This window comes from Caballeronia sp. NCF2, from assembly GCF_023631205.1.
GTDB lineage: Bacteria > Pseudomonadota > Gammaproteobacteria > Burkholderiales > Burkholderiaceae > Caballeronia > Caballeronia zhejiangensis.
In genome coordinates, this window is sequence record NZ_JALQDN010000096.1 from 29,104 (window position 1) to 46,133 (window position 17,030).

General features: G+C 66.5%; 14 protein-coding genes. 10 read left to right on the forward strand and 4 right to left on the reverse strand.

Annotation, left to right across the window (positions count from 1 at the left end; genetic code table 11):
* Nucleotides 1-149: 149 nt before the first annotated feature.
* Nucleotides 150-1,517: an LLM class flavin-dependent oxidoreductase gene (locus NCS02_RS34700; RefSeq protein ID WP_250520432.1), complete on the reverse strand. Its 1,368-nt coding sequence runs from the start codon at nucleotides 1,515-1,517 to the stop codon at nucleotides 150-152.
* 211 nt (nucleotides 1,518-1,728) lie between these two features.
* Here NCS02_RS34700 and NCS02_RS34705 point away from each other — a divergent pair, with 211 nt between their 5' ends.
* Genes NCS02_RS34705 through NCS02_RS34725 form a run of 5 tightly spaced genes read left to right on the forward strand, consistent with a single transcriptional unit; the run spans nucleotide 1,729 to nucleotide 7,647 of the window.
* Nucleotides 1,729-2,163, forward strand: coding sequence for an SDR family NAD(P)-dependent oxidoreductase (locus NCS02_RS34705; RefSeq protein ID WP_250520433.1), 435 nt, complete (start codon nucleotides 1,729-1,731; stop codon nucleotides 2,161-2,163).
* Between the two features lie 40 nt (nucleotides 2,164-2,203).
* Nucleotides 2,204-3,868: a rhodanese-like domain-containing protein gene (locus tag NCS02_RS34710; protein WP_250520434.1), complete on the forward strand. Its 1,665-nt coding sequence runs from the start codon at nucleotides 2,204-2,206 to the stop codon at nucleotides 3,866-3,868.
* Nucleotides 3,865-5,058, forward strand: a complete 1,194-nt coding sequence (locus tag NCS02_RS34715) for an LLM class flavin-dependent oxidoreductase (protein WP_250520435.1) — start codon at nucleotides 3,865-3,867, stop codon at nucleotides 5,056-5,058. Before NCS02_RS34710 ends, NCS02_RS34715 begins: the two co-directional genes overlap by 4 nt.
* Entirely contained in the window at nucleotides 5,055-6,392 is a 1,338-nt protein-coding gene (locus NCS02_RS34720) for an LLM class flavin-dependent oxidoreductase (RefSeq protein ID WP_250504339.1), read from the forward strand. Before NCS02_RS34715 ends, NCS02_RS34720 begins: the two co-directional genes overlap by 4 nt.
* A gap of 22 nt (nucleotides 6,393-6,414) precedes the next feature.
* On the forward strand, nucleotides 6,415-7,647 hold the full coding sequence (locus NCS02_RS34725; RefSeq protein WP_250442099.1) for an SfnB family sulfur acquisition oxidoreductase: 1,233 nt from the start codon (nucleotides 6,415-6,417) through the stop codon (nucleotides 7,645-7,647).
* Between the two features lie 49 nt (nucleotides 7,648-7,696).
* Here the strand turns inward: NCS02_RS34725 and NCS02_RS34730 are convergent, their stop codons facing one another.
* Genes NCS02_RS34730 through NCS02_RS34740 form a run of 3 tightly spaced genes read right to left on the reverse strand, consistent with a single transcriptional unit; the run spans nucleotide 7,697 to nucleotide 10,395 of the window.
* Nucleotides 7,697-8,698 carry an ABC transporter substrate-binding protein gene (locus NCS02_RS34730; protein WP_008345457.1) on the reverse strand — a complete coding sequence of 334 codons (1,002 nt, stop codon included), beginning with the start codon at nucleotides 8,696-8,698 and terminating at the stop codon, nucleotides 7,697-7,699.
* Between the two features lie 28 nt (nucleotides 8,699-8,726).
* The gene (locus NCS02_RS34735) at nucleotides 8,727-9,500 is read right to left on the reverse strand and encodes an ABC transporter ATP-binding protein (RefSeq protein ID WP_250520436.1); all 774 of its coding nucleotides are present in this window, start codon (nucleotides 9,498-9,500) and stop codon (nucleotides 8,727-8,729) included.
* Entirely contained in the window at nucleotides 9,487-10,395 is a 909-nt protein-coding gene (locus NCS02_RS34740) for an ABC transporter permease (RefSeq protein ID WP_008345455.1), read from the reverse strand. The genes NCS02_RS34735 and NCS02_RS34740 overlap by 14 nt, the downstream gene beginning before the upstream one ends.
* A gap of 443 nt (nucleotides 10,396-10,838) precedes the next feature.
* Between NCS02_RS34740 and NCS02_RS34745 the strand changes: the two genes are divergently transcribed.
* The 5 genes from NCS02_RS34745 to NCS02_RS34765 all read left to right on the forward strand — a co-directional run bounded on the left by NCS02_RS34745 (nucleotide 10,839) and on the right by NCS02_RS34765 (nucleotide 17,030).
* Nucleotides 10,839-12,536, forward strand: coding sequence for a 5-guanidino-2-oxopentanoate decarboxylase (locus tag NCS02_RS34745; RefSeq protein WP_250520437.1), 1,698 nt, complete (start codon nucleotides 10,839-10,841; stop codon nucleotides 12,534-12,536).
* Nucleotides 12,533-14,008 carry an aldehyde dehydrogenase family protein gene (locus tag NCS02_RS34750; RefSeq protein WP_250520438.1) on the forward strand — a complete coding sequence of 492 codons (1,476 nt, stop codon included), beginning with the start codon at nucleotides 12,533-12,535 and terminating at the stop codon, nucleotides 14,006-14,008. The genes NCS02_RS34745 and NCS02_RS34750 overlap by 4 nt, the downstream gene beginning before the upstream one ends.
* A gap of 159 nt (nucleotides 14,009-14,167) precedes the next feature.
* Entirely contained in the window at nucleotides 14,168-15,265 is a 1,098-nt protein-coding gene (locus NCS02_RS34755; protein ID WP_008345450.1) for an ABC transporter substrate-binding protein, read from the forward strand.
* Nucleotides 15,266-15,270: 5 nt separating this feature from the next.
* Entirely contained in the window at nucleotides 15,271-16,191 is a 921-nt protein-coding gene (locus NCS02_RS34760) for an ABC transporter permease (protein WP_250520439.1), read from the forward strand.
* A complete protein-coding gene (locus tag NCS02_RS34765; protein WP_008345448.1) occupies nucleotides 16,188-17,030 on the forward strand; it encodes an ABC transporter permease in 843 nt (280 codons plus the stop codon). Before NCS02_RS34760 ends, NCS02_RS34765 begins: the two co-directional genes overlap by 4 nt.

Consider the following 17,030-nt stretch of genomic DNA (forward strand, 5'->3'; position numbering starts at 1 on the left):
GTTGACAGGCAGGCGTCTGCCGACGCTTAATGGCGGATCTGTCGAAGATGGTAGATCAAGTCCTGCGCTCCTCCCGAAAACGCAGTGCGGAGTTCGGTACTCGGCCCATGCTGCCTATGAAATCGGCACCGCATCGCGGGCGACGCTTCTCAGCCCGCGCGATAACGCGCGCCGGGATGCGTGTCACGCAGATGCGGCCCGCGTCCCGCGAACAGCTTCTCGCGCAGGGTGCCGTCCGCATACGCCGTGCGGTATCGGCCACGGTTCTGCAACTCCGGCACGACCAGATCGACGAACGCATGCAGGCTCTCCGGCATGACCGTGCGACGCAGATTGAAGCCATCGACGCCGGTTTCATCGGCCCACGCGACGAGTTGATCCGCCACTTCTGCGGCATCGCCGACAATGAACGGCCCGCGCCCGCCGATCTGATCGAAGCGCGTCATGTCGCGCGGCGTGATCGGCCGCCCGGCGCGCTTCGTCAGGTTTTCGACGGTCGATTGCAGCGCATTGCTTTTGACATAGCGGATCGGTTCGTCGAGATCCATCGCCGCGAAGTCGATGCCGGTCCATCCCGACACGAGCACGAGCTGGCCGAGCGTGTCGACATATTCCGCGTATTCGGCGTGGAGTGCCCGAGCTTCCCTGGACGTGCGCGCCACCACGACGGTCGCGCCGAGATAAAGCAGCACGTCGTCAGGCGCGCGGCTGGCATCGACCGCATGCTTGCGGATGTCACGCGCCGCCGCCGCGACGATGGCAGGCGTCTGGCCTTCGAGGAACACGCATTCGGCATGCTTGCCGGCGAACGCCTTGCCGCGTCCCGATGCGCCGGCTTGATACAACACCGGCGTGCGTTGCGGCGACGGCTCCACGAGATTGAAGCCATCGACGCGAAAGTACGGCCCTTCGTGCAACACGCGGCGGATCTTCGACGGGTCCGTGTAAGGCTTGCCCGCGCGCCTGTCATGCACGACCGCGCCCTCCGTCCAGCTTCCTTCCCATAACTTGTAGACGGCTTCGAGGAAGTCCTCCCCCGCCGCATAGCGCTCGTCGTGCTCGCGCGCCTTCTCCAGTCCCATGCCCCGCGCCGCGCTCTCCAGATATCCGGTGACGACGTTCCAGCCAGCGCGCCCGCCCGTCAGATGATCCAGCGTCGAGAAACGCCGCGCGAACTGGTATGGATGCTCGTACGTCAAATTGGCGGTCACGCCGAAGCCCAGGTGCTTCGTCGCATGCGCCATCGCGGGCACCGTCAGCAGCGGATCGTGCGAAGGCGATTGCGCGGCGGAGAACAGCGTCGCGTCGACGCCGCCGCCGTAGACGTCGTAGATGCCGAAGACATCGGCCAGAAAAACGCCGTCGAACAGGCCGCGTTCGGCAGTCTGCGCAAGTTCGATCCAGTAGGCGAGCGTGTTGTGTTCGAGAGAACGGTCGCGCGGATGCCGCCAGAATCCGGCCCACGAATGCGCGGGCGCGTTCATGTGGAACGCGTTGAAATGCAGATGTCTGTTCATGGTGCGCGCGCTTTCTCGCGGCCGGCATTTCGGAGCGATACACACTAGGAGAGAGGCCGCGTCGCGCCAACCAAGTTAATCAGCTAAGCAAATTGACCGGTCGCTGGCAAGCCCATTACGCCCATTGTGCAGAGCTTTCGCGAAATGATCCGTTCGTCCTGACGACACGAGGAATCAACATGGAGAGCTTCCATCCCATGTGCATCCGTCCATGTCCAGTCACGATCAGTTCAATGACCGGGTTTTCTGGGTCACAGGCGCATTCGGCGCGCTCGGCGCGGCCGTCGTGCGAAGACTCGCTTGCGCAGGCGCGCATGTGGTCGCGTCCTCGCGCAACATCGATAATCATTTCCCCGGTTCGAGCGTCAACGCCGCGCTGGACCTGCTCGTGCAAGGTCTCGGACGCAAGTACGGGCCGCATGGCGTGCGCGTCAACGCGGTCGCGCCCGGTCCGATCGAATCGCCGCGCTTCGCGTCGATGACGACCGCCCAGGCCGACGCCGAACCCACGCGTCTCACCGCGCTCGACGGCCCCGGCACGCCCGACGACGTCGCGGCGGCGGTCACGTATCTGCTCTCCGACGATGCCCGCTTCGTCACCGGGACGCGTCTCTATGTGGATGGCGGCGGCCCGCCGTACGCCTGATTTCTCGATTCCGCTTCCTACTTTCAAGGACTTCTCTCTCATGTCCCGTTCCGTATCCGCCTCGCAGTTGCGCACGCTCATCGCTCAACGCTCGGAACTCGCCGTGCTCGACGTGCGCGAGGAAGGCGTCTCCGCGCGAAAGCGTCTGTTCTATTCGTCGGTTGCGCCGGTGGGCCGGCTCGGACTGCTGATCGATCGCCTCGTGCCGCGCCGCGGCACACCCATCGTTCTCGTCGATACCCACGGCGAGTACACGCCGCGCGCAGCCGCCTTGCTCGAACGCTGGGGTTATACCGACGTCGCGATCCTCGAAGGCGGCGTCGAAGGCTGGGCGCAGGCGGGCTTCGAAGTTTTTTCGGGCACCAATGTGCCGGGCAAGGCATTCGGCGAAGTCATCGAGCACAAGCTGCATACGCCCAACATCGACGCCTCGACGTTGAAGGCCCGCCAGGATGCCGGCGACGATCTCGTCGTGCTCGACTCGCGTCCGTTCGGCGAATTCAACACGATGAGCATTCCCGGCGGCATCGATTGCGCGGGCGCGGAACTCGTCTATCGCGCGCTCGCTGCCGTGCCGTCGCCGGATACGCTGATCGTCGTGAACTGCGCGGGCCGCACGCGCAGCATCCTCGGCGCGCAGTCGCTCATCAACGCGGGCGTGCCGAACCCGGTCGCCGCGCTCACGGGCGGCTCCATGTCGTGGCTGCTCGAAGGCTTCGAACTCGAACACGGCAAGATCCGCACCGCGCCGCGCCCCGAAGGCGAGGCGCTCGCGACAGCGCGCGAGCTCGCCGCCGCCGCCGCGCGCCGCGCCCGTGTGCCGGTCATCGACCGCGACACGCTCGCCGCGCTCGAACGCGAAAGCGGGGAACGCACGCTGTATCGCTTCGACGTGCGCGATCCGCTCGAATACGAAGCGGGTCATCCGGCAGGCTGGCAAAACGCGCCCGGCGGACAGCTCGTGCAGGCAACCGACGAATACGTCGGCACGCTGCATGCGCGCGTCGTGCTGCGCGACGACGACGGGGTGCGCGCGCGCATGACGGCGTCGTGGCTCAAGCAACTCGGCTATCTCGATGTCCGCGTGCTCGACGATGCGGGGAGCGCATCGCTCGTCGCCGAGCACCTGGAAGCCGGTTCGCAGGCCGTGCGCGTGCGTCCGCACGGCGCGCGCACGCGCTGGATAGAAGCCGATGCGTTGGTGCGCGAGATCGAAGCGGGCGCCGTGCAGACCATCGATATCGACAGCAGCCTCGCGTTCCGCCGCGCCCATGTGAAGGGAGCGCGCTTCGTCGCGGCGAGCGCCGTTCTCGCGCATCTGAGCGACTTGCCGCGCGACACGCCGATCGTGCTCACGTCAGAAGACGGCGTGCTCGCGGGACTTGTCGCGGCGGAAATCGCGCAGACGCGCGGCGGCGTATCCGCGCTCATCGGCGGCACGCGCCGCTGGCTCGCGCTCGGACTGCCCCAGGACGCCGGCGACGCGGGCAACCTGACCGGCGACGACGACGCGTGGTACAGCCCGTATCACGCAAAGGCGGATCAGGTCGCCGCGCAGATGAACGCGTATCTCGCCTGGGAGCTGCAACTCGTCGAACAGGTGGACCGCGATGCGATCGCGTCCATCGACGTGCTCGACTTCGAAACGCCCACCGCGCGCCGCAGCCGCGAACGGCTCGCCGACGTCGCGGGGCGCGCGGAATGAGCCCCACGTTCGACGGCGCATCGAGCCCGGCGGACATCGAAGGCAGTCCGCTGCACGCGGCGTTCCAGCAACCGCTGATCCTCGGCCTCTTCCTGCCGATCCAGAACGGCGGCTGGTCCATTTCGACGCTGCCGCGCGGCACCGACTGGCGCTTCGACTACAACGCGCGTCTGACGAAGCAGGCGGAAGCGCTCGGCTTCGATCTCGTCTTCGGGCTCGCGCAATGGCTCGGCAAGAACGGTCACGGCGGCGAGATGAAGTATCGCGAGCAGTCGCTCGATGCATTCATCGCGACGAGCGCGCTCGCCGCGATCACCGAGCGCATCCTGCTGATCTCGACGGTTCATGCGCTCTACGGGCCGTGGCATCCGCTGCATCTCGCGAAGTTCGGCGCGACGCTCGATCACATTTCGAACGGGCGCTGGGGCATCAATCTCGTGACCGGTCACGTCTCCACCGAATGGGCGATGTTCGGCCAGCCGATGATCGAGCACGACGAGCGCTATGCGCGCGCGGCGGAATTCGTCGGCGTGCTCGACACGCTCTGGCGCAGCGACGCGAACCTGACGATCCGCACGCCGCGCTGGCAGCTCGACGATGCCTTCGTGAGCCCGCGCCCGCGCTATCGCCGTCCGGTGCTCGTCAACGCGACCGGCTCCGATGCCGGCATCGACTATGCGGTGCGCCATTCGGACCTCGTCTTCATCACGAGTCCGGCGGGCGCGGATTTCGACGACGCCATCGGCGCCTTGCCCGCGCACACCGCAAAAATTCGCGAAGGCGCGGCGAGCGTCGAACGGCGCGTACGCACGCTCATTAACCCGACGATCGTATGCCGTCCGACCGAGCGCGAGGCGTATGCGTATCGCGACGCCATCGTCGCGCACGCCGATGAAGGGGCGCTCGACGGCTTCGTCGCGCAAGGCAGCCGCAGCGACGCGAAAGCGTGGTCGAAGCACAAGCGCGAGCAGCGCATCCTCGGCGGCAATCTGCATCTGATCGGTTCGCCCGAGCAGATCGTCGACAAGCTGCTCGCGCTGAAACGCGCCGGATGCGACGGCGTGCAACTGACCTTTTTCGACTTCGAACCCGATCTCGCCTATTTCGGTGAAGCGGTGCTGCCTTTGCTCGTCGAAGCGGGCCTGCGTCGCGACTTCGCCGGATCCAACTCTCCGCACACGACGACATGACCACCACGCGGCCACGGCAACTCCATCTGAACACGAACGTGACCGGCACCGGGCGGCATCCGGCGGGCTGGCGCACGCTCGACAATCCACGTTCGATCATCGATCTGAGCTTCTTCAAGGCGATCGCGGCGACGGCCGAGCGCGGCAAGCTCGATGCGGTGTTTCTCTCCGATACCCTGTCGCTGCGCAATCACGCCGAAGGCCCGTCGCAGGCGCTGGAACCGACCGTGCTGCTGACCGCGCTCGCGGGCGCGACGCAACATGTCGGCCTGATCGCGACGGCATCGACCACGTTCAACGATCCGTTCAATCTCGCGCGCCGCTTCGCATCGGTCGATCATCTGAGCGGCGGACGCATCGCGTTCAATGCGGTGACGACTTACGACACGCACGCCGCCGCGAACTTCAGCCACGAGATTCCGCTCTCGACCGAAGAGCGGTATGCGCGCGCACAGGAGTTCGTCGAGGTCGTGACGAAGCTCTGGGACAGCTGGGAAGACGATGCCTTCGTCGCCGACCGCCCGTCGGGCCGCTATACCGATCCCGCGCGCGTGCATACGATCGAGCATCGCGGCAAGTACTTCTCCGTGCGCGGGCCGCTGTCCGTGCCGCGCAGCCCGCAAGGGCGGCCCGTGCTCGTGCAGGCCGGCTCCTCCGAAGGCGGACGCGCGCTTGCCGCACGCTTCGCCGACGCCGTCTTTACCGCGCAGACGACGCTGCCGACGGCGCAGGCTTTCTACGCGGAGATGAAAGACCGCGTGCGCGCGCATGGCCGCAATCCCGATCATTTCCTGCTGCTGCCGGGGCTGTATCCGGTCATCGGCGGAACCGAGCGCGAGGCGCGCGAACGCAAGGCCGAACTCGACGCGCTGCTCGATACCGATCGCGAAATCGCGCGGCTTGCGGGCGCACTCGGCCTCGCGCCCGACGATCTGTCGATCGATGCGCCCTTGCCCTACGAGCTTATCGGCAAGGTCGCGCGTTCGGACCTGCCGCGCGGTTTCATCGACTCGACGGTCGCGCTCGCGAAGAGCGGGAACCTCACGGTGCGCGATCTGCTCGACCGCAACCCCGGCGCCCACCGGATGATCGTCGGCACGCCCGAGCAGATCGCCGACGATATCGAGCAATGGTTCCAGGCACGCGGCGCGGACGGCTTCAATCTCAACGCCGACGTGTTTCCTTCGGGCCTCGCGGCCTTCGTCGATCACGTCGTGCCGATCCTGCAGCGCAAAGGCATTTTTCGCCGCGACTACGAAGGCACGACGCTGCGCGATCATCTCGGCCTGCCGCGACCGGCCAGCCAGTATGCATCGTCGGCGCATGCCGCATGAACATCGAGAGGACAGGAACCGCATGACACAGGACAAGCAACTCACGCGCGCGGCGCTCATCCGCTCGGACGACGAAGCCCTCGACACCGCGCGGCGTCTGGCCGCCGAATTCGCCGTCGACGCCGCCGCGCGCGATCGCGATCGCCGGCTGCCGCTCGACGAGATCGAAGTGTTCAGCGCGAGCGGCTTATGGGGCATCGGCGTGCCGCGCGCATTCGGCGGCATCGATGTCTCCGTGCGCACCATCGCGCAGGTGTTCGATACGATCTCGGCGGCGGATTCGTCGCTCGGGCAAATTCCGCAGAATCACTTCGCGACGCTCGAACGTCTGCGACACGACGGCACGCCGAGTCAGCAGGACTTCTTCTTTTCACGCGCGCTCGCCGGAGAACGCTTTGGCAATGCGACCGCCGAACCGGGCGACCGTCTGCCCTCGGAGCACGAGACGCGCGTGCGCCGCCGCGCGAATGGCAACGGCTTCGTGCTGACGGGCCGCAAGGTGTATTCGACGGGCGCGCTTTTCGCCCACTGGATTCCTGTCGCCGCGCGCGATGACGACGGTCTTCCCGTGACCGCTTTCGTCGCACGGCATGCGCGCGGCGTCGAAGTCATCGACGACTGGTCGGGATTCGGTCAGCGCACGACGGCGAGCGGTCAGGTGCGGCTCGACGAGGTCGAACTCGATGCGCTGCAGATCGTCGCGCGCGGGCGCCGTCCGTATATCGATGCGGCCAATGCCGTGTCGCAGGTGCTCCATGCGGCGATCGATCTCGGTATCGGCCGGGCCGCGCTCGATGAGACGAAGCGCTTCCTGCACGCGTTCGCGCATCCCGCGCGCGGCAGCGGCGCATCGCATGCGACGGACGACCCGTACACGCTGCGCGACATCGGCGCACTGACGGTCGATTTGCATGCGGCCGAGGCGCTGACCGCACGCGCCGCCGAGTCGATCGACCGGGCGCGCGACCCAAACCCGCCGCGCGAGGCCGTCGCCGCTGCCATCGTCGCGACGGCGGAAGCGAAGATCGTCACGACGCGATTCGCGCTCGATGCATCGAACAAGCTGTTCGAACTCGCGGGGACGCAATCGACGCGCTCCGAACACAATCTCGACCGGCATTGGCGCAATGCGCGCACGCACACGCTGCACGACAGCGTGCGGTGGAAATATCACGCGGTCGGGCAGTATGCGTTGAACGATCTACTTTGCGATCCGTTCACTTACGCGAATCCTTATACGAAGCTCGACGTGTAAGTCAAACGGCGTGCCTTCAGCACGAAAGGCACGCCGTTTCCGCGAAGCTTCAGTGCGATGCGACGGCCTGCCTGTCGAACACCGGGTTGAACTCTACGTCCACCTTGATCTGATTCTTGATGTCGCCGGATTTATAGAGCGTGTCCGCGATCTTCTGCTCGCGCGCCACCAGTTCCTTGTCGAGCGGATAGAACCGGGAACGTCCGTTTTCGGCGGAGAATTTCGCGCGCGCCGGGCTTTGCTTCATCTTCTCGAGATAGATCTTCTCGACAGCCGGCACGTTCTGCGCCCACCACGTCCACGAGTTCTTCAGGCGGCCGAGGAAGTCGCCGAGCGCCTCGCTCTTCTTCGGATCGCGCAGCACGTCGGTGCGGGCGGTGAACACGGACAACGCCGGTATGTCGAGTTCGTCGCTCCTGATGATGACGCGCGCATCGCCCTTGTCCACCGTTTCCTTGACCGGGCCGTAGCCGCCCGAATAGACCGCGACCTGCCCCGCATTGAACGCGGACGCGGACACGTTGCCGTCGCCGAACTTGACGGCTTCGAAGTCCTTCGGCTTGAGTCCGGCCTTCACATACGAGAGCACGTATTGCAGATAGTTGAAGCCGCCGAAGTTATAGCCCCACGTTTTGCCCTTGAGATCGGCGAGGTCCTTGACGTCGGCGCTCTTGCGCACGACCGTGACGATAGGCGGATAGCTGCTATCCGGATTGCGCCAGCCCGCGATGATCTGCAAGGGCGCGGTGTCCGCGGTCCACGGCGTGCGTGCGTTGCCCTGTTCGATGATGAGCGACGTATCGCCCATCAGCCCGACATCGAGCACCTTCGAATACAGCGCGGACAATTGCGCCGCCGGACCGGTCAGCACGGCCCATTTGACTTTGTACGGCGCGCCGTCGAGCACGTGCGACGCTTCGACGATCAATGGCCATGCGGCGTCCTGCGTGCCGATCGTGAGCGTCAGCGGTTCGCCTTGCGCGAACGATGCCGACGACCCCGCGACGAAACTCGTCACGAAAAAAGCGATGAAGCGTTTCCTGATGCGCATGAACGTGTGGTCTGAGTGAATGAAGTCTTCATGCCGCGTTTCGGGACGCGGCTTGCAATGCAGCGTCGTCGACGCCGAGTTCCGCGAGCAACCGCGCCCGCAACGCGATGGCGTGCTCGTCGCCGCGCGAACGCGGACGCGGAGAATCGACCGTCACATCCGCGCTGATCTCGCCTTGCGATAGCACGACGATGCGATCGGACAGCAGAATCGCTTCGTCGATGTCGTGCGTCACGAGCACGACCGCAGGCGTATGCGCGCGCCACAGACGCGCGACGAGTTCGTACATGCGGATGCGCGTCAACGCATCGAGCGCGGCGAAGGGTTCGTCGAGCAACAAGAGCTTCGGCTCGCGCACGAGCGCACGCGCGAGCGCGACGCGTTGCGCCTCGCCGCCGGAAAGCGTCTTCGGCCAGCCTTGCGCGTGGCGCGACAAGCCGACTTTGTCGAGCGCGGCGAGCGCGGACTGCTTCGCCGCGCCCAGGCGGTCGTGGCCGATGACGACGTTTTCCCATACGCGCTTGGCGGGCACGAGACGCGGCTCCTGAAACACGACGGAACGCGCGCCCGCGACGCGCACGCGACCGCTGTCGGCGCGATCGAGCCCGGCGAGGATGCGCAACAGCGTCGTCTTGCCCGCGCCCGATGCGCCGAGCATCGACACGAACTGGCCGCGCCTGATGGTGAGCGAGACGTCCTTCAGCACCGCGCGCCCGGCGAACACGCGGCTCACGCGGTCGAGTTCGAGCGCGGCTTCGCGCTGTTGCAACGCGTCGAAGCGTTCGATGTCAGGCGAGTTCAAAACGCGGCCTCCACGGCAGGGCGAGATGTTCGAGCGCGCGCATCACGAGATCGGTGACGATACCGAGCGCCGCATACACCAGAATGCCCGCGATGATAATGTCCGCGCGCTGATTCTGGTTCGCGTTCACGAGGATGTAGCCGATGCCGTTCTGCGCGTTGATCTGCTCCGCGACGACGAGCGCGAGCAAGGCGACGGCGCTCGAATAGCGCACGCCGACGAGGATCGATGGCAGCGCCGTCGGCAGAATGATGCGCAGCGCCATCTGCCGGCTCGACAGCCCGAAAACGCGCGCCGCTTCGAGCAGCTTCGGATCGACGCCGCGCACGCCGGCATACGTGTTGAGATACATCGGAAAGATGGTGGCCGCGAGGATCACGGCGACCTTCGCGCCTTCACCGATGCCGAACCAGGTGATGAAGAGCGGAATCAGGGCAATGAACGGAATGGTGCGCAGCATCTGCAGTGGCGCATCGACGATCTCTTCGCCGACGCGCCACAGGCCCGCAAACAGGCCCGCCAAAAGACCGATGCCGCCGCCGATGGCCAAGCCCGTCGCCGCGCGCACGAGCGACACGCCGATCGCGCTTTGCAGTTCGCCGTCCGCGATCAGTTCCTTCAGTGCCGCGACGATGACGGTCGGCGGCGGCAAGGTTTCGGGCGCGACGAGTTGCAGCGAGGATGCGAGCTGCCACAACACGATCAACGCGAGCGGAACGCCGATGCGCAAACCCCGCGAGCGCAGCGCGCTCAACGTGCGCGCGCGTGCCTGCGCCGCTTCGCGTGTGGGCAGGTCGACTAGCGCGCGCGTATCGTTTGTGCGCTTGTCGTCCCGTTCGGGGGGCGCGCCGGCATCGAGCCGTAGCGCGGCGGAAGGATAGCGGGGAACGTTCATGGGCAGGCGGGCGGGAATGACCGGGAGCGGGTTGAACGAATGATGGTACGTTCGCCCCCATTGCGAGCAAACGAAGCGTTTGCCGGATGCTATGCGCGCTTTCCCGAATAACTATTGCAGTCGAGGGACTATCCGGACCCGGCGAGCCGCGCTGTTCCACCTCTTCATCTGTCAGGCCGATGCGGATCGGTCCGCCGACCAGCGCGAGCGTCGCATTTCACGCAGCCGCGTGTCCCGAGCTGAAGATCCGCGATGCGCTTCCGAAGCACGGAGCACGAGCCCGCCGCGGGGCTGCCATCCATCCACGCGCGGCCTGCCTGACCCATGCCGAAATCTGATGCGCCTCATGAGATCTTTTCGATTGGCTTCGCGACGGAGCCGCGTCGAGAATGATTGCACCCCAGCCGCCTCCGCAGTCCAACCAATCAGGAATGCAACGACCGATGAACCTTCGTGAATCCACCAGGCACTTCGACGATCGCAACGTGAGAACGGCAAACGGCCAGGCCGGCTCGCGCCATCGAACCTGTGGCGAATCGCTCGTCACCTTGCTCGAGATTTACGGGGTCCAGTATGTCTTCGGCATCCCGGGGGTGCACACAGTAGAGCTCTATCGCGGTCTTGCGCGCTCGTCGATCCGGCACGTGACGCCCCGTCACGAACAGGGCGCGGGCTTCATGGCCGACGGATATGCGCGCGTCACCGGCAAGCCCGGCGTGTGCTTCATCATCACCGGTCCGGGCATGACCAATATCGCGACCGCGATGGCACAGGCCCATGCCGATTCCATCCCGATGCTCGTGATATCGAGCGTCAATGCGCGCAGCGAACTCGGCAGCGGCGACGGACGCCTGCACGAACTGCCCTCGCAGCGCGAAGTATTCAACGGGCTCGCCGCGTTTTCGCACACCTTGCTCGATGCCGCCGATCTGCCTCAGGTGCTGGCCCGCGCGTTCGCGGTGTTCGAGAGCGCCCGGCCGCGGCCGGTGCATATCGAGATCCCGCTCGACGTCATCGTGTCGCCGGCGGGCGTCATCGAGGCGTCGTGCGCCGTGCGTGCGGCGAAACCCGCTGCACACCCCGCCGCGCTCGCCGCCGCCGCGGAACTGCTCGCGGAGGCGCGCCGCCCGCTGATTCTCGCTGGCGGCGGCGCGGCCGACGCTGCCGCCGAACTGCGCGAACTCGCCGAGCGGCTGCAGGCGCCGGTCGCGCTCACGACCAATGCGAAAGGTCTGCTGCCGTCCGGACAGCCGCTTCTCATCGGGTCCACGCAGTCGCTGCCGCACACCCGCGCGATGATCCGCGAAGCCGACGTAGTGCTCGCGGTCGGAACCGAACTGGGCGAAACCGATTACGACGTCGTCTTCGACGGCGGCTTTGCGATCGCAGGCAAGCTCATCCGCATCGATATCGATGCGCAACAACTGATGCGCAACGTTCGTCCGGATGTGGCCATCGTCAGTGACGCGCGCGAGGCGTTGAGCGAGCTGTCGACGAGACTGCACGAGCGTCCCGTTCGCCCGGCCGCGACGGACTGGGGCGCGGCGCGCGTCGCCGCGGTGCGGGCCGCCAACCTGGCCGGCTGCGACGCCGCGATGCGCTCGCAGCAGCGCCTGATCGACACGATCGTCGGCACCTTGCCCGGCGTCGTCATTGCAGGCGATTCGACGAGCCCGGTCTACGCGGGCAACTTTCTCCACGATGCACCGGCGCCGCGCTCATGGTTCAACTCGTCGACCGGCTACGGCACGCTCGGGTATGGACTGCCCGCCGCCATCGGCGCGAAGCTCGCCGCGCCCAGGCGGCCGGTCGTCTGCCTGATCGGCGATGGCGGTCTGCAGTTCACGCTGCCGGAACTGGCGAGCGCGGTGGAGGCGCGCGTGCCCGTGATCGTGCTGCTGTGGAACAACTTCGGCTACGGCGAGATCCGCAAATACATGGCGCAACGCGATATCACGCCCGTCGGCGTCGATATCTACACGCCCGACTTCGCCGCGCTCGCCAAAGCCTTCGGATGCGAGGCCGCAAGAGTCGACGACCCGCGGACCCTCGAAGCCGAGCTGCGGCGCGCAGTATCGCGCGACGTCCCGACCGTGATCGAGGTCCGCGAAGCCGACTGGTTTGCACGGGTGCCGTCATGAACGCGGACGCACGCCCCGTCTTCGACTTTCCGCTGCGCACCCAGCTCTTCATCGACGGCTGCTGGTGCGCGCCCGAAACGCGGCAACGCTTGCCCGTCATCAATCCATCGACCGAAGAGACGATCGCCGAAGTGGACGCGGCCGGTCCCGCCGACGTCGATCGCGCGGTGCGCGCCGCGTCGCACGCATGGCGCGCCTGGAAACAGACTTCGGGCGCCGCGCGCGCCGCCTTTCTGCGAGCGATCGCACGCGGCGTGGAAGCCAGTGCCGAGCATCTCGCCGCGCTTCAGTCGCTCAACAACGGCAAGCCGATCGCCGAATCCCGCATCGATGTCGGCGACGTGGTCGCCACCTTCGACTACTACGCCGGGCTGGCCGAACGGCTGGATGAACCGGGCGAAGCGATCGCCATCCCGAGCGACCGGCATCGCGCGGTGATCCGCCGTGAACCCGCCGGCGTGGTCGGCCTGATCGTGCCGTGGAATTTCCCGATGGTGACCACGGCCTGGAAACTCGCGCCCGCGCTCGCCGCGGGATGCACGGTCGTGCTCAAGCCTTCCGAATTCACCCCGCTGCCGGAACTGGCGCTGGCCGCGATCGTCGAGCAGGCCGGCCTGCCACCCGGCGTGTTCAACATCGTGACCGGCGCCGGCACCGATGTCGGCGCGGCGCTCACCACGCATCCGCTCATCGCCAAGGTCTCGTTCACCGGCAGCACGGCGGTCGGCGAGCAGGTCATGAAGGCGGCGGCGCAGTCCATCAAGGGCGTGAGCCTCGAACTGGGCGGGAAGTCGTCCATCGTCGTTTTCGCGGACGCCGACCTCGATCTCGCCGTCGATCTCGTCATCGGCGGTGCGTTCTTCAATGCCGGACAGATGTGCTCGGCCACGTCGCGCGTGCTGGTCGAACGGCCGCTCGCGCAGGCGCTGATCGCTCGCCTCGCCGACCGGGTCGCGCGCACCGTCGTCGGCGATCCGTTCGCCGCCGCCGTGCAGATGGGGCCGCTCACGAACCGCGCGCAGCACGAACGCGTGCAACGCTTCATCGCGCGGGGCAAGGCGGACGGCGCGAGCCTCGTGGTCCAGGGCGAGGCGCCCGACGGACCCGGATACTTCGTGCAGCCAACGATGTTCGTCGACGTGCCCACCGGCAGCGCCGTGTGGCGCGAAGAGATCTTCGGACCCGTATTGTGCGTGCGCAGCTTCGACACGGAAGACGAAGCGATCGCCACCGCCAACGACACCGAGTTCGGGCTCGTCGCAAGCGTCGTCACGCGCGACGCGGCACGCGGACAGCGCGTGGCGGCCGCGTTGCAGGCGGGCGTCGTCTGGATCAACGCGCCGCAACTGATCTTTCCTCAGACATCCTGGGGCGGCTTCAAGAAGAGCAGCATCGGCCGCGAACTCGGGCCGTTCGGACTCGCGGCCTTCCAGGAAATCAAGCAGGTGCTGACCGCGACCGATCCCGACTGAAAGCTTTTGTTAAGGCCGAGCCATGCGTTCGGCTCATGGCAACCATGCCGAGATTTCGATTGTTGCCGAAATTTTGCGTCCCTAGAGTGCTCTCACAACGCCGCTGTTGATCGACCGACCGCATTGACCGACTGCTGCACGTTCAGCGAGGAGTGAACCATGCATGACATCAAACGAGGCAGAAGGCAGGCCATCAAGACCATCGGCATGGCGCTCGCCGCATCGAGTCTGCCGATGCCGTTCATCAGCACCGCGAAGGCGCAGGAGAGGAGCTTCGCCGGCAAGACGCTGCGCCTGCTCACATGGTCCGACGACACCGGCGCGGCGGCCTTGCGCAACATTGCCGCGACGTTCAGCCAGAAGACCGGCGCGCAGGTCATCGCCGATCGCGCCGACGGCACCTCCGGCATGGTGGCGAAAGTGAAAGCGGCCGGAGACCGCCCGACCTACGACGTCATCACGCTCGCGGGCGTGGGCGCCTCGGGTCTCGCGGATGCCGGTCTGCTGATGAAGCCCGATCTGAACAAACTCCCCAACCTGAAGGATGTCGCCGCGCGGTATCAAACGGGCGCCAACGGCTTCGGCATCGGCTATCTGTTGTGGTCGGACGGTCTCGTCTACAGCACGTCGTCGGTCAAGACGGCGCCCACGACCTACGAAGCGCTTTGGGATCCCAAGTATGCGGGGCGGATTTTCCTGCCGCCGCCGGAATGGGCCGAAGCGGTCGATCTCGCGATCATCGCCGCCAAGATGGCGGGCGGCTCGCAGCAGAACATCGAACCGGGCTTCGCGAAGCTCGCGCAACTCAAGGACCGCGTGCTCACGCTCGGCGAGAATCCGAATCAGGTCGCCGACCTGTTCCGCACGGGTTCGCTGGATATCGGCGGCATCTACTCGCCGGCGTTCTTCCCCGATCAATTGCGCAAGCCCGAGTACAAGATGGCCGTCACGTACGGGATGAAGGAAGGCTTCGCCACCCAGCTGATGTTCACGGTCATACCGAAGGCGCACCCGGGCGACATCGACCTGATCCACGCGTTCATCAACCATTCGCTCGACGCGGGCGTGCAAGGCCGCATGGCCGCCGACGTGCTGAACGGTCCGGTGAACTCGAAGGCGGCGATTCCCGCCGAAAGCCGCGCGTTCGTGCCGTCTCCCCAGCAAATCGCGGAGAACGCCGTGCTGCACGACGACAAGGCATTGGCGGCGGTGCAACCGGCGTGGATCAAGCGCTATACGGAAATCTTCTCGGCCTGAGCTCCATGTCCGCACTCTCTTTCCGCCGCAGGACGGCCACGCTGGCAGACGCCGCCTCCGGACAGACGTCGGCTCCCGCGCTGCCCAGGGTGCCGCCGTGGGTGCTGCTCGCGCCGATCCTCGCGTTTCTCGCCGTGCTCGTCGCGGCGTCGCTCGCGGTGCTGCGCATGAGCTTCGGCGTGCCGGGGAACGAATGGCGCGCACTCACGCTTCACAATTACGCGGACCTCGCCGATTCGTACTTCCTGCGTTCGCTCGGGCTGACGCTCAAGCTCGCGTTTGAGAGCATGGTCTGCGCGGTGGCGCTGGCGATTCCGGTGGCGCTCGCGATGGCGCGCACCGAATCGCGGCTCGCTCGCCGGCTCCTTCTTGCCGGCGTGCTGCTGCCGCTGCTCGTCAATCTGCTGCTGCAGGGTTACGGCTGGCTCGTGATGCTCGGGCCGGCGGGCATGCTGAATAACGCGCTGCTCGCGGCCGGCGTCGTGCGGCGTCCGGTGCAGTGGCTTTATCGCGAGAACGGCGTGCTGCTCGGCCTGATCCAGACCGCGTTCCCGCTCGCCGTGCTGCCGCTCGCGAGCGCCATGCGCGCCATCTCGCGCTCTTACGAGGAAGCGGCCGCTACGCTCGGCGCGACGCGCTCGCAGACGCTGCGCCACATCGTCCTGCCGCTCGCGATGCCCGGTCTCGTTTCCGGCGCGCTGCTCGTCTTCGCCTACAACGCGAGCGCGTTCGCCGTGCCGCTGCTGCTTGGCGGCCGCCGCGTGCCCATGCTCGCCGTGCTCGTGCACGACCAGGTGGCGCCGCTTCTGAACTGGCCCGCCGCGTCGGCATCCGGCGTGGTGCTGATGGTGGCGACGCTCGTCGTCATGTCGGTATCGCAACGGCTCGTACGCGGCATGCAAAGCACGGGGGAAGCCCGTTCATGAGCGCCCTGCGCCTTTCCGCGATCATGCCGGGACGCCTGAGCCGCGCCGCCAGCCTGCTCGCGACCGTCGTGCTCTTTCTCGCCGCCCTTCCGATCCTCACGATGGTGACGATGTCGTTCGGCAATTCGGATACGCTCCAATTCCCGCCGCCGAGCTTCGGGCTGCGCTGGTATCGGGCTGCGTGGCACACGTTCGTATCGCCCGACGCAAGCGATGTGCTCTCGATGGGCACGGCCCTCACGACGAGCCTCGTCGTCGCGGTATCGACGATGATCATCGCCACCGCCGTCTCGGTGCCCGCCGCCTACGCGCTCTCGCGCTATCGCTTCCGCGGCAAGGCGGTTATCGAGCAGCTCGTCGCGCTGCCGCTGGTCTATCCGCTCGTGATGCTCGGGCTCTCGCTGCTGCTCGTGTTCAACGTGCTGCCCGTCGAGCTAGGCATTCTGCGGCTCATCATCGCGCACGTGATCCTCGCCTTGCCGTTCACGGTGAAGAACTGCGCCGCCTCGGTCGCGGCGATCGGCCCGGAGTTCGAGGAAGCCGCGTGCCTGATGGGCGCGAGCCCGCGCCGCGCGATCGTCGATGTGGTCCTGCCGCTCATGCGGCCCGGCATTCTCGCCGGCATGCTGTTCGCCTTCATCGTCTCGTTCAACGAGTTCACGGTCACGTTCTTTCTGTACGGCATCGACACGATGACGCTGCCCATCTGGCTGTACAGCCGCACCGTGTCCTCGCTCGATCCGACCGTGTTCTCGTTCGCGGTCGTCATCGTGCTCATCGACTTTGCGTTGATCTGGCTGCTCGAAAAGCTGGTCGGCGACGAAGGCGTCGCGCTGTAA

What these genes read in the sequence shown, in the direction of transcription:
- NCS02_RS34745 (WP_250520437.1), top strand. Translation starts at nt 10,839, where the DNA reads ATGAACCTTCGTGAATCCACCAGGCACTTCGACGATCGCAACGTGAGA.
- NCS02_RS34730 (WP_008345457.1), bottom strand. Translation starts at nt 8,698, where the DNA reads ATGCGCATCAGGAAACGCTTCATCGCTTTTTTCGTGACGAGTTTCGTC.
- NCS02_RS34725 (WP_250442099.1), top strand. Translation starts at nt 6,415, where the DNA reads ATGACACAGGACAAGCAACTCACGCGCGCGGCGCTCATCCGCTCGGAC.
- NCS02_RS34710 (WP_250520434.1), top strand. Translation starts at nt 2,204, where the DNA reads ATGTCCCGTTCCGTATCCGCCTCGCAGTTGCGCACGCTCATCGCTCAA.
- NCS02_RS34750 (WP_250520438.1), top strand. Translation starts at nt 12,533, where the DNA reads ATGAACGCGGACGCACGCCCCGTCTTCGACTTTCCGCTGCGCACCCAG.
- NCS02_RS34765 (WP_008345448.1), top strand. Translation starts at nt 16,188, where the DNA reads ATGAGCGCCCTGCGCCTTTCCGCGATCATGCCGGGACGCCTGAGCCGC.
- NCS02_RS34720 (WP_250504339.1), top strand. Translation starts at nt 5,055, where the DNA reads ATGACCACCACGCGGCCACGGCAACTCCATCTGAACACGAACGTGACC.
- NCS02_RS34760 (WP_250520439.1), top strand. Translation starts at nt 15,271, where the DNA reads ATGTCCGCACTCTCTTTCCGCCGCAGGACGGCCACGCTGGCAGACGCC.
- NCS02_RS34715 (WP_250520435.1), top strand. Translation starts at nt 3,865, where the DNA reads ATGAGCCCCACGTTCGACGGCGCATCGAGCCCGGCGGACATCGAAGGC.
- NCS02_RS34755 (WP_008345450.1), top strand. Translation starts at nt 14,168, where the DNA reads ATGCATGACATCAAACGAGGCAGAAGGCAGGCCATCAAGACCATCGGC.
- NCS02_RS34740 (WP_008345455.1), bottom strand. Translation starts at nt 10,395, where the DNA reads ATGAACGTTCCCCGCTATCCTTCCGCCGCGCTACGGCTCGATGCCGGC.
- NCS02_RS34700 (WP_250520432.1), bottom strand. Translation starts at nt 1,517, where the DNA reads ATGAACAGACATCTGCATTTCAACGCGTTCCACATGAACGCGCCCGCG.
- NCS02_RS34705 (WP_250520433.1), top strand. Translation starts at nt 1,729, where the DNA reads ATGTCCAGTCACGATCAGTTCAATGACCGGGTTTTCTGGGTCACAGGC.